This window comes from Pseudomonas sp. GW821-FHT02H09 (assembly GCF_059421425.1).
Genome location: NZ_JBWKVA010000009.1, coordinates 200,666 through 212,669 on the forward strand (window position 1 = coordinate 200,666; position 12,004 = coordinate 212,669).

Annotated in this window: 11 protein-coding genes and 1 pseudogene; 5 read left to right on the forward strand and 7 right to left on the reverse strand. The window is 57.9% G+C overall.

The genetic code is table 11. The features are described 5' to 3' along the window. Window positions 1–6: 6 nt before the first annotated feature. The 3 genes from AC07VR_RS14910 to AC07VR_RS14920 all read right to left on the reverse strand — a co-directional run bounded on the left by AC07VR_RS14910 (window position 7) and on the right by AC07VR_RS14920 (window position 2,890). Complete coding sequence (locus AC07VR_RS14910) at window positions 7–624, reverse strand: class I SAM-dependent methyltransferase (protein WP_495011678.1); 618 nt, start codon at window positions 622–624, stop codon at window positions 7–9. 494 nt (window positions 625–1,118) lie between these two features. Further along, window positions 1,119–2,231, reverse strand: coding sequence for an alkene reductase (locus tag AC07VR_RS14915; RefSeq protein WP_495011641.1), 1,113 nt, complete (start codon window positions 2,229–2,231; stop codon window positions 1,119–1,121). Window positions 2,232–2,251: 20 nt separating this feature from the next. Next, window positions 2,252–2,890 (reverse strand): glutathione S-transferase family protein, encoded by a 639-nt coding sequence (locus AC07VR_RS14920; RefSeq protein ID WP_495011642.1) that lies wholly within the window; start codon window positions 2,888–2,890, stop codon window positions 2,252–2,254. 262 nt (window positions 2,891–3,152) lie between these two features. On the opposite strand from AC07VR_RS14920, the gene AC07VR_RS14925 reads away from it, so the two are divergent. Further along, a complete protein-coding gene (locus AC07VR_RS14925; RefSeq protein ID WP_495011643.1) occupies window positions 3,153–3,809 on the forward strand; it encodes a peroxiredoxin-like family protein in 657 nt (218 codons plus the stop codon). Between the two features lie 33 nt (window positions 3,810–3,842). Here the strand turns inward: AC07VR_RS14925 and AC07VR_RS14930 are convergent, their stop codons facing one another. From AC07VR_RS14930 to AC07VR_RS14940, 3 genes are all read right to left on the reverse strand, one after another. Continuing rightward, on the reverse strand, window positions 3,843–4,739 hold the full coding sequence (locus AC07VR_RS14930; protein ID WP_495011644.1) for a LysR family transcriptional regulator: 897 nt from the start codon (window positions 4,737–4,739) through the stop codon (window positions 3,843–3,845). A 117-nt stretch (window positions 4,740–4,856) separates the two neighbouring features. After that, complete coding sequence (locus tag AC07VR_RS14935; protein WP_495011645.1) at window positions 4,857–5,579, reverse strand: SDR family oxidoreductase; 723 nt, start codon at window positions 5,577–5,579, stop codon at window positions 4,857–4,859. A 60-nt stretch (window positions 5,580–5,639) separates the two neighbouring features. Continuing rightward, complete coding sequence (locus AC07VR_RS14940; protein WP_495011646.1) at window positions 5,640–6,194, reverse strand: carboxymuconolactone decarboxylase family protein; 555 nt, start codon at window positions 6,192–6,194, stop codon at window positions 5,640–5,642. Between the two features lie 91 nt (window positions 6,195–6,285). Here AC07VR_RS14940 and AC07VR_RS14945 point away from each other — a divergent pair, with 91 nt between their 5' ends. Beyond that, window positions 6,286–6,579 carry a hypothetical protein gene (locus AC07VR_RS14945; RefSeq protein ID WP_495011647.1) on the forward strand — a complete coding sequence of 98 codons (294 nt, stop codon included), beginning with the start codon at window positions 6,286–6,288 and terminating at the stop codon, window positions 6,577–6,579. Window positions 6,580–6,652: 73 nt separating this feature from the next. Then, window positions 6,653–6,842, forward strand: a pseudogene (locus tag AC07VR_RS14950) (cytochrome b/b6 domain-containing protein); the annotation flags it as partial. A gap of 106 nt (window positions 6,843–6,948) precedes the next feature. On the opposite strand, the gene AC07VR_RS14955 reads toward AC07VR_RS14950, so the two are convergent. Further along, entirely contained in the window at window positions 6,949–8,247 is a 1,299-nt protein-coding gene (locus AC07VR_RS14955) for a mechanosensitive ion channel family protein (protein WP_495011648.1), read from the reverse strand. 193 nt (window positions 8,248–8,440) lie between these two features. Between AC07VR_RS14955 and AC07VR_RS14960 the strand changes: the two genes are divergently transcribed. Together AC07VR_RS14960 and AC07VR_RS14965 are read left to right on the forward strand one after the other, a co-directional pair. Next, window positions 8,441–9,787 carry a DEAD/DEAH box helicase gene (locus tag AC07VR_RS14960; protein ID WP_495011649.1) on the forward strand — a complete coding sequence of 449 codons (1,347 nt, stop codon included), beginning with the start codon at window positions 8,441–8,443 and terminating at the stop codon, window positions 9,785–9,787. Window positions 9,788–10,276: 489 nt separating this feature from the next. Next, window positions 10,277–11,986: a ShlB/FhaC/HecB family hemolysin secretion/activation protein gene (locus AC07VR_RS14965; RefSeq protein ID WP_495011650.1), complete on the forward strand. Its 1,710-nt coding sequence runs from the start codon at window positions 10,277–10,279 to the stop codon at window positions 11,984–11,986. The last annotated feature ends 18 nt before the right edge of the window (window positions 11,987–12,004 follow it).

The window sequence follows — 12,004 nt, forward strand, 5'->3', positions numbered from 1 at the left end:
GGCCTCTCAGATTACCTTGCGGCAAAAACAGTAAACGAACTTCTGCTCATTGCCCCCTGGTGTATGGTGAGACTCTTTTTCATGCCCAAGCATGACAAACGGCTCACCAAATTCGGCATGAAGCTCATCGGCATCGTAACGCATTACCGGCAAGCCGCTGCATTTGCTTGGCCCATCTTCTGCGAAGGTTGCCACGATGACCAGACCGCCAGGTTTAACCGCCCTTAGCACCACCTGGACATATGCATGTCGCTCTTGTGCCGTGGTTAAAAAATGAAATACGGCCCGGTCATGCCACACATCGTAGGCGTTCGAATCAAGCCTGGTTTCGATGATATTGGCTTCTAGCCACTGTACCTTCGAAGCCTGGACGCCGAGCCTGGTTTTTGCCGTGGCAAGCGCTGCCCCGGAGAGGTCAAGCACCGTGACGTTTTCATAGCCGTTAGCCAAGAGATCATCAACCAGCGTTGATGCGCCGCCGCCAACATCAATGATCGAAGCCGTAAGCGGTACGCCTGCCTCTCGAATCAACTTGAGTGAGAGTGCGGCATGCTCTTGAAACCAACTAACCTCATCGGCGGCTTTGGTCATGTAGACGTTTTCCCAGTGATCCTTGGATTGCATAGTTGTTTCTCTGGGCTGTTTTTGCGAAATAGAGAGGGGCACGCGCCTGCTCTCCACGGTTGGTACTGCTCACGTTGTGCCTTGTTGATCGCGCTTTCAAATTCCCCGTACATGCAGCACCGGTTGTGCAATCCAGTCAAGGCGTCAGCTTTGGCCTGGTAATCTGGCATCACAGTCTGTTCGCCGACTTTCGCGTTCAACCCCATGCGCGTGGCGAGTACGCCTCTGCACCCTCTGATTCGGCTGACTTATGACGTCTGCAATTGGCTTGGGAGTTATCATGCGTAATTGCATGGACTTGACCACTCATTTGCATTGCCACTGACCAGTCAATTGCATCCGTGCTGACCAACCACTTGCATTCGACTTGACCAGCGCACGCCGTAATGAGGACCTGCAGAGAACTGCCCAAAGCTGAAACTGATGGCGACCCAACGCTTAGCTGCGTAGAAATTATCAGTACAGGATTACCGCATAATCCGCCGACGTTGTCTCTATGCCCTGACGATCCGCTCATCAATGAATGGATAGTCTGTATAGCCACCCGCATCGCCACCGTAAAACGTGTCCCGGTCATAGGTGTTCAGCGGGATACCGTCACGCAGTCGCTTAGGCAAGTCAGGGTTGGAGATGAATGCGCGACCAAAGGCGACGAGGTCGGCATCGCCTTGGGACAGGAGCGTCTCGGCGCTTTGCAGGTGAAATCCTCCTGCTGCGATGATCGGACCGTTGAATAAAGTACGCAGGTATTGAACCGCGATAGGTTCTGCATGCTCATCGATCGTTTCATTGCCTTTGATGCGTGGCTCGACGACATGAAGATACGCCAGTGCCAGGCTATCGAGCTGTTCGGCCAGGTAGCCAAATGTGGCCTTGGGGTTGCTGTCATGCATCGAGCCGTAGCTGCTTGACGGGCTCAGTCGCACCCCGACTCGACCATGACCCCAGACTGAGATCGCTGCCCGCGTAATTTCCAGCATCAGGCGAGCGCGGTTCGCAATCGGACCGCCATAGGCATCGGTTCGTTTGTTGGTGCCATCTTGCAAAAACTGGTCAGGCAGATAACCGTTGGCTCCATGGATTTCAACACCATCAAATCCTGCTTCCTTGGCAAGCTCTGCGCCAAGTCGGAACGACTCGATGATCGCCGGTATCTCGTCAAGTTCGAGCGCTCGGGGCATGCCGAACGGCACGGGACCTGTTGGCGTGTAGGCATCGCCTTCTGCCTGAATCGCCGAGGGCGCCACCGGATCGACGCCGCCCGGTTGCAGCAGCGAGTGCGATTGGCGCCCCACGTGCCACAGTTGGAGGAATATCACCCCGCCCTTGACGTGCACGGCGTTGACCACCTTGCGCCAGCCATCGACCTGCGCCTGGGTGAAAATGCCGGGTGAACCGGCATAGCCAAAACCGTAGGGCGAGACGGGCGTGGCTTCCGCGATGATCAGGCCGCCCCGCGTCGAGCGCTGGGCATAGTACTCGGCCATCAAATCATTGGGCACATTGCCGGCGCTGGAGCGCATTCTCGTCAATGGGGCCATGACGACGCGATGTTCCAGTGTGAAAGGGCCAACGGTAGTAGCAGTGAACAGCGGTTGATTGCTCATGGTGTGCAGTCCTGTGTCGATCAAGCCTGGGGAATGAGGGCGTTGGTACGTTGGATGCCGCGCAGTACGGCCGGTCGTTGGCTCACGGCGTTGTACCAGCGCTCGACGTGGGGGCTTGCCGAGAAGTCCACGCCGGCAAAATCCTTGCGCCATAGCCAGCCGAAGTGCGCGATGTCGGCGATGGAAAACTCGTTGCCTGCGACGAATGTGTTGTCCGCCAGTACCCCATCCAGTACCGCCAACGTACGCTTGGCCTCGCCGTGAAACCGGGCAACAGCGGCCGGATTCGGCTCGCTGGCCAGTTTCTGGAAGTAGCCGGACTGACCGAAAGCCGGGCTCAGGGCGCTGGCATGGAAGAACATTTGTTCAAAGACCTTGGCGCGCTTCACGCCGTCGGTGGGCAAGAGCTTGCCGTAGTGCTCGGCCAGGTAGAGCAGGATGGCGGCGGATTCAGTCAGCACCAGGCCTTGGCCATTGCTAGCGTCGGTGTCGACCAACACCGGCACTTTGGTGTTGGCATTCAGCGCAACGAAGGCCTCGTGCTTTTGCTCGCCCTGGCGGATGTTCACCGGCAGCAGTTGATAGTCGAGCCCTAATTCTTCGAGGGCGATAGGCACCTTGACGCTGTTGGGGGTGGCGAACGCATGAACGATCAACATGATGGATTCCTCGCTGGAAAGTGAATACAGGCGCTGTGACTTGAGCGTCACAGGCCTCGTGCCAGTGGCTACGATGGAGGCCATTGTGCTGAGGTCGTGGAAGGTCGGGCAGACAGCCAGTGGCGATATGAATCATTCCGGGAGGGAATAGGGGGAGGGCATTCCGGCCGGGCATATTTGCTATGCCGGGCAGCTCTCTACTGGCGCAACCGTCCTCTAGCGATCATGAGCCTCGACACATCAACCTACCGAGGAAACACTCATGACCCTTCAAGCCAAACTGGATGCGTTCAAGGCCGACTTCGTTGCCGGCAAGCCTCCCTACAATGCTCCCGCTCCAGTGCACGCCGTGATGCACCGGGCCACGGCCGAGCTGATTGCCAGCGGCCAGGCCGAACGAGCGCTGAAGGCCGGGGATACCGCGCCGGTGTTCAGCCTGCCGGACGCCGAGGGCAATCTGGTCTCGTCGACGGAGCTGCTCGCCCAAGGCCCGCTGGTGATCAGCTTCTATCGCGGTGTGTGGTGCCCGTATTGCAACATGGAACTTCAAGCCTTGGAGGCGGCACTGCCTGCCTTCAAGGAGCAGGGTGCCAGCCTGGTCGCGATCTCGCCGCAGAGCCAGGCCAACAGCCGCAAATCGCAACGCCAGAATGCACTGGGTTTTCCCATCCTCAGCGACAGCGGCAATGAAGTCGCGGCCGCATTCGGCTTGCGCTTCAAGCTGCCGGACTACCTGGCCGAACTCTATCTGAGCCTGGGCAACAATCTGCCGGTCATCAACGGCGACCAAAGCTGGACGTTGCCGATGCCAGGCCGCTTCGTCATCGGCCAGGACGGGATCATTCGTTATGCCGAGGTCAACCCCGACTACACCCTGCGCCCTGAGCCTTCCGAGCTGTTGCCCGCGTTACGCGGTTGATATCCCTTCAAGGCCGCCTTCGGGCGGCCTTTCTCATGGTGCATTCTGACGACCCATCAGCCCTTCGACAAAATCGACGAAAGCCCGCGCCTTGGCACTGGCCAGGCGACCCGTGGGAAATACCGCCCACAGGTCCAGCGGCGGCAGCTGCCATTGCTCCAATAACGGCTGCACTTCTCCGCTGGCCAACTCGGCGGCAAACATCCACTGGGACGTCATGGCGACACCCAGATGCGCCAGTACGGCTGCGCGAATTCCCTCCGCTGCGCTGACGCGCACACGCCCACTGACGGTGACCGATTGCACGGTACTGCCTTGCTTGAAAGACCAGTGCTCGCCGCCGCCTGCCTGCGCGAAAATGACCGCTTGATGCTGAGCCAGCTCGGTAGGGTTGGCGGGCATGCCATGGGTTTGGACATAGGCGGGGGTGGCCAATACCAGGCGCTGGCATTCGCCTATCTTGCGCGCTATCAAGTTGGAGTCGGCCAACGCTCCCATACGCAGCGCGACATCGATCCCTTCTTCGACCAGATTGACGGTGCGGTCGTCCAGCACGATGTCGATGTTCAGGCCGGGATGAGCTGTAAGGAACTGGCCCAGATAAGGCAACACATGCAGCCGAGCAAAAGTCACCGCTGCACAGACTCGCAACGTGCCATGCAGGTCGCTGCCCGCACCACGCGCCGCGAGGTCGGCTTCGTGGGCTTCCTCGATGGCACGCTTGGCACGCTCATAAAAAGCAGTACCCGCTTCGGTCGGCGTCAAACCACGGGTAGAACGCAGCAACAGGCGTACGCCGAGGCGGTCTTCGAGTTGTGCAATGGTTTTCGATACCGCAGGTTGGCCCAGGTTGAGTCGCCGCGCCGCCGCTGAAAAAGAACCTGCTTCAAGTACGCTCACGAACGTTTCCATTGCTGCCAATCGATCCATCGGTACTCCAAGCGAACAGGAAAATAAAAAAGGCCACGACAAAACGCGAGCGAAGCAGATAGCTTCGCTCGCAGCGCAGTGGTTTATCTCAACAAGGTCTATACAAATCAACCCCGTCTAGAAAGCAGCTTTGCCGATGGAAGCGCCGCCATCAACGAACAACGTTTGCCCCGTGATGAATCCGCTGCTCTCGGATAGCAAGAAACCGATGGCCGCCGCGATCTCTTCGGGCTGGCCGAAACGTCCCATTGGCACCCCTGAAAGGTATCGGGTTTCGCCCTCACTGCCGGGAGGATTGTTGGCGCGAAACAGTTCTGTTTCGGTCGGGCCGGGTGCAACGGCGTTGACGGTGATGCCAGTCGTGGCCAGTTCAAGTGCCCACGATCGGGTAAAGCTGATAAGCGCAGCCTTAGCGGCGGCATACGCAGTACGGTGGGTGATGCCCAGTACGGTCAGGCTCGAAATATTGACGATTCGTCCCCAGCCGCGCTCGCGCATGCCTGGCAGCAGCGCTTGAGTGGCCTGGATAGCTGAATGCAGATTCACCCGCATGACGGCATCGAAATCGTCGAGGTCGACCTCCCCCAGCAATTGCGGGCGGACCAGGCCGACGTTGTTCACCAGGCCATCGAACGCATATTGACGAGTCAGAGCGGCAAGTGCCTGCTCGGTTTCATTGCGATTGCCAAGGTCTACCGGTACCAATACACCTGGAAAATCGACACCCTCGGCCTGCCGGGCAATGCCCACGACCAGATGACCTGCGTCAGCCAAAGCTTGCGCTAACGCACGACCAATACCCTTGCTGGCGCCGGTGATCAGAAAAGTACGCTCGTTCATGAGGCCTCCTTGAGACCAGCCCGCGTGCGGGCTGGTGGAATGGCTGCTAATGGGCAGGGTTCAAACTGGCTTGGTCCACTCGTTGCCTTTCATGAACGGGTCCAGTTGCGTGTGCACCAGGTGGTTGGTGTAGTTGCTCATCACCTTGGTGGCCACACCCAGTACCACTTCCAGCACGTTACGGCGGGTAAATCCTGCCGCCAGGAACGCTTCGATGCCTGCGTCGTCGACGAAGCCGCGATTGCGTACAACGGCGGTGGTGAAAACATGCAGGGCTTCCAGCCGAGCATCGGGGATCACGCTGCCAGCGCGTAGGGCGGCAATGACGTCGGGGGACATCTCGATCATCTTGGCCAGGGTGGTATGGCCTGCCATGCAGTAGTGGCAGTTGTTTTCAAAGTTGGAGGTCAGGTAGACCACTTGCTGTTCGTGGGGCGTCAGTGTGCTCTTACCGAACAGGTCCCAGAGTTGGCTATAGCCTGCCAGCAGTTCAGGCGACTCCGCCATATGACCTTGCAGGTTGGGTACGAAGCTGAAGGCTTTCTGCACAGCTTCCAGAACGGGCTTGGAGGCAGCAGGGGCGGTGTCGATGGTGTGACGAGTGAAAGTGGTCATCGCAGTTTCCTTGAATGGGTTAGCAAGAGTGCTGGGGCTATCTTGCTGGTCCAGGCGGGCCTGCGGAACGTGGGGGGTGGGCATATGATTCATGCCGCTGAGGAATAAAGCAGAACGGGATGGTTCGCAGGTGGCCCTGGTTTTAGCGCGGGCAGTACGCGATGAGGATGTCGTCAAAGATTGGTTCTGGCCGTTTGTCGCCTATCGCCATCGGCAGCAATGGACAACTCTTTGCCGATCATGGTTAAGAAGTGTGCTGGTCAAATCCGATGCAATCGGTGGGCAGATCGAATGCAAACGCCTGGTCAAGTGCAATGCAAACGAGCGGTCAGTACCGATGCAATCAGGTGGTCAAGGGAGTGCAATTTTGCATTATCACGTTTAATTTAACTTTACGTGAGGATTTAGGGATGTGTAGGTCTACATAATTCTTACAAATCTAACGCTTGGAGCCGATCATGTCAGCGCTGCCTACATCGACCAGCGCTACCTCTGCGCATCCGGTGATCAGCCATCCCCGGTGGCTAAGGTTGACTCATTGGTTGAATGCTTTGGCCGTGCTGTTGATGGTGACCAGTGGTTGGCGAATCTATAACGCGTCTCCTCTGTACGACTTTAGCTTTCCCAAGTCGATCACTCCGGGCGGTTGCGTGGTCATCGCGACCTTTATCGTCATTGCTCGAAGGTGGGACTGTCAGATACACCACGTCATCGTTCATCGCGGGCAAGCCTTGCTCCTGCAAGGGCAGCGTTATTACATCGAACGCTTTTCAGATTCGGGGATGTAGCCCGCCCCCAACACCGCCGGTAACAACCCGGCGCGCAAATCATTGCCGCTCGGTTGCTGATACACGCTCAAACCAAATTCCGGCAAAACCGCCAACAGGTAATCGAAGATATCACCCTGGATTCGCTCGTAATCGGCCCAGACGGTGGTGCGGGTGAAGCAGTAAATCTCCAGCGGAACGCCTTGGGCGGTGGTTTGCATCTGCCGGACCATGCAGGTCATGCCGGGTTGAATCTGCGGATGACTCTTCAGATAAGCCAATGCATAAGCGCGGAACGTCCCAATGTTGGTCATGCGCCGACGGTTGGCCGACATCGCCGCGACATTGCCCTGGGCTTCGTTCCAGCTTTTGAGCTCCGCCTGTTTACGGCCGATGTAGTCGGTCAGCAAACGGATCCGGGTCAGTTTCTGTTCTTCCTCATCATGCAGAAAGCGCACGCCACTGGCGTCGATGAACAGGCTGCGCTTGATCCGCCGACCGCCGGACTGCTGCATGCCGCGCCAGTTCTTGAACGACCCGGACATCAAACGCCAGGTCGGAATCGAGACGATGGTCTTATCGAAGTTCTGCACTTTGACGGTATGCAGGGTGATGTCCACTACATCGCCGTCGGCGCCGACTTGCGGCATTTCGATCCAGTCGCCGACCCGCAGCATGTCGTTGCTGGTCAGCTGTACGCCTGCGACGAACGACAACAAGGTGTCCTTGTAGACCAACAAAATCACCGCCGACATTGCACCCAGACCGGATAACAGGAGCAGCGGCGAGCGGTCGATCAGCGTCGCGATAATGATGATCGCGCCACAGACAAACAGCACCATCTTTGCCAATTGCACGTAACCCTTTATCGAGCGGGTCTTGGCGTGATCGGTGCGTGCGTAGATATCCAGCAAGGCGTTGAGCAGGGCGCTCAAGACCAACAACTGGAACAGTATGGTGAAGGCCAGCGCCACGTTGCCGAGGAAATGCTGGCTGGCCTTGCTCAACTCCGGCACCAGGTTCAGGCCGAACTGGATCACCAGCGACGGCGTCATCTGCGCCAGGCGATGAAAGACTTTTTTGTGCCGCAAATCGTTGAGCCAATGCAACGCCGGTTGTCGACCGAGCAATTTGACTGCATGCAAAATGAGATAGCGTGCCACTCGTCCGAGGCCTAACGCGATCACTAACAGCAACGCCAGCGCCAGGCCGGAGTGCAGGAGTGGATGCTGATCGAGAGCCCCCCAAAGGTCTTGGGCGTTGAGCCAGAGCTGTTTGATATCCATATGCCAAAACGATTCTTGTGTAGGACCAGAGGGGTCGATTAGAGCATTTAAGACCACCAAAGTTACGTTCCGGGACAAAGTCGCTAACAAAAAAGCATCTGTTTGCTGCCGTTTGAACAAAGAAACTCGGCCTTGGCGCTCGAAACCGTTACCCTATGCAGCTGTTTTTTTGTATTTCTTCGAGGTAGCACCCGTGTTTTCCGAATTCGCCCTGCACGAACGCCTGCTCAAAGCCGTGGCCGAGCTTAAATTTGTCGAGCCAACGCCTGTGCAGGCAGCGGCTATCCCGCTCGCGCTCCAAGGGCGTGACCTGCGGGTGACGGCTCAAACCGGTAGCGGCAAAACCGCTGCATTCGTTTTGCCAATCCTCAACCGTTTGATCGGCCCGGCCAAAGTCCGCGTCAGCATCAAAACCCTGATCCTGCTGCCGACCCGCGAGCTGGCCCAGCAGACCATCAAGGAAGTTGAACGCTTTTCGCAGTTCACGTTCATCAAATCCGGCCTGATCACTGGCGGCGAAGACTTCAAGGTCCAGGCTGCCATGTTGCGCAAGGTGCCGGACATCCTGATCGGCACCCCGGGCCGGATGATCGAGCAGCTGAACGCCGGCAACCTCGACTTGAAAGAAGTCGAAGTGCTGGTGCTCGACGAAGCCGACCGCATGCTCGACATGGGCTTTGCCGAAGACGTACAGCGTCTGGTCGACGAATGCACCAACCGTCAGCAGACCATGCTGTTCTCCGCCACCACCGGCGGTTCGGGCCTGCGCGAGATGATCGCCAAGGTGCTGAACAACCCTGAGCACTTGCAGCTCAATGCCGTCAGCCAGTTGAACGACACCACCCGTCAACAAATCATCACCGCTGACCACAACCAGCACAAAGAACAGATCGTCAATTGGCTGCTGGCCAACGAGACGTATCAGAAGGCGATCATCTTCACCAACACCCGCGCCATGGCCGACCGTATCTATGGCCGACTGGTGGCACAGGAATACAAAGCCTTCGTGTTACACGGCGAAAAGGACCAGAAAGACCGCAAACTGGCGATCGACCGTCTGAAGCAGGGCGGCGTGAAAATTCTTGTGGCCACCGACGTCGCCGCTCGCGGCCTGGACGTCGACGGTCTGGACATGGTGATCAACTTCGACATGCCGCGCAGCGGCGACGAATACGTTCACCGTATCGGTCGTACCGGTCGCGCCGGCAATGATGGCCTGGCCATTTCGCTGATCTGCCACGGCGACTGGAACCTGATGTCGAGTATCGAGCGCTACCTGAAGCAGAGTTTCGAGCGCCGTACCATCAAGGAAGTCAAAGGCACCTACGGCGGACCGAAAAAGGTCAAGGCTTCGGGTAAAGCCGTTGGCGTGAAGAAGAAAAAGACCGACGCCAAAGGCGAGAAGAAGAAAACCGGCGCCAAGGCACCCACCAAGCGCAAGATCGCCAACCGACCGAAAACCGACGCCCTGTCGCTGGTCAGCAAGGACGGCATGGCGCCGCTCAAGCGCCGCAAGCCAGAAGCACCGGCCGCTGAATAAAGCTGCGGTGATTCATTAAAAAAACCGGACATTGTCCGGTTTTTTTTGATCAAAAGATCGCAAGCTGCGCCAGCTCCTTGGCCTGTTGTTCGCGTTTGGCCGTGGCTTCTTCCAGGGGACAAGTCCAGACGGGCAGGTTGCTCAGAACGAAAAAGGTGTTCTGACCCGGTTTGTCGTATCGCGAACGCAGAATTTTCCTTGGTCTGTAGGAACGCGTCCTATGGGGTCTTAGGTGGAACACAATTTAGCATTGCGCCCTCATCTGCCGCTCGATGGACCAATCCTACAGCCGAAGCTTGCCGCAATAGGTGAAAGCCCTTCAGCGCTAAAGTCGGTCGTGATCCGATATCAATATTTGACACTATCCTGCTAGTGCCAGCGCTTACTTGATAGGAAATTTCCTCGCGTCCTTTCAGAAGCACCTGATAGAAGTGTGAATCTTTGGCCGTTTAGTCTCTCGATTGAATTTATCGTATCGAGGGATTGAACATGTTAAGACCTGCGCTCAGGGCGAGGTTGTGCCTGGTTTTACTCTGCCTAAGTACGATAAATCCATCAAGCGCCGCACCCACCCCGGGTGAGCAAGAGCTGATCCGCGACCGCCAGGATCGACTGCTCGAAGAGCAGCGCCGACGTCTCGAAGAACTCAAAGAGCTGCCGGGCAAAGAGGTCGTACCCACCGCCACCCCCACCATACCCGTCGATACCCGCTGCTTCCCCATCAAAGACATCGAACTCAAGGGCGCGGACAGCCTGTCTGCCGCTGAGCGCGATCATTTGCTCAAACCCTATATCGGCCAGTGCCTGGGCGTCACTCAGCTCAACGAACTGCTCAAGGTCATCACTGATCACTACATTGAGAAAGGTCTGGTCACCAGCCGTGCCTATCTGCCGCAACAGGATCTTTCCAGCGGTCACCTGAGCGTGTCGGTGGTCGAGGGCAAGCTCGAAGGTCTCAAGGGTGCGCAGGACAGCAAGCTGTCGGACCGTGAATTGGCCATGGCCTTTCCAGGCAAAACCGGGACGTTGCTCAACCTTCGGGAGATCGAGCAATTGGTCGACCAATTGAATCGACTGCCCTCCAATCAGGCACAGATGGAGTTGGCTCCCGGCAAAGCAGTCGGCGGCAGCGAGGTGCTAGTCAAGAGCACGCCGCAAAAGCCCTGGCGCGCAGGCTTGTCGCGCAGTAACGATGGCCAGAAAAGCACCGGCGAACAGCAGTGGGGCACCACATTGGATTGGGACAGCCCGCTGGGTCTGGCCGATCAGTTGATGCTACGCGGTGGCCACGATGCGGTGAGCGATCATCAACATACCTCGAACAACGCCATGCTTTATTACAACCTGCCATGGGGGTGGTGGAATTTCAGTTACACCTACAGCCAGAGTGAATACCGCTCACAAGCGCAGGCCAACGGTTTCAACTTCAAGCAGACCGGCGACAGCGAAAACCATCAGTTGCGCGCTGAGCGGGTGATCCACCGCGACGCCCTGAGCAAGACTTCGCTCAGCGCTGGCCTGGCCTACCTGCGCACCAACAACTTCATCGAAGACAGCAAGCTGGCGCTGAGCAGTAACCGTCTCAGCGAAGCGCAGTTCGGCATCAACCACGGGCGGCGGATCGGCAGTGGGTTCGTCAACCTCGACCTCGGCATGCAGAAAGGGATCGGTGCCTTCGATGCCCAGAGCAATGGTCACCCGGGCCCGGGCGAGCCGGATGCGCGGTACCGCAAATACACCGGCACCCTGAGCTACTTGCAGCCATTCAAACTCTGGGGCGAGTCATTGAGCTTCAGCAGTTTGATGACCGGCCAGCGCAGCGAGGACGTGCTATTCAGCCCGCAGCGCACCAGCCTTGGCGGGTTGTCGTCGATCCGCGGTTACAAGGACCAGTCGCTGTCCGGTGACAGCGGCGGCTACTGGCGCAACGACCTGCGCTGGAGCCGGCCGGTGAAGTGGGCGTGGATGCGCCCGGTGTTCGCTGAGTACGGCACCAGCCTGGGTTACGACCAGGGCGTGATCCAGCACGATCGCTATAACGGCGAGCAACACGGGCGGATGTCCAGTAACGCCGTCGAGCTGTTCGCTCGCGGTCAGCACCTGGCCGCCAGCGTGACCTTCGCCCACTCCCTGGAACGCCCGGATACCCTGACCGAGCGCGAAGCGCCGATCTATTTCCGCCTGGACCTGTTCATTTAATTTTCGCTTTTCCGAGAC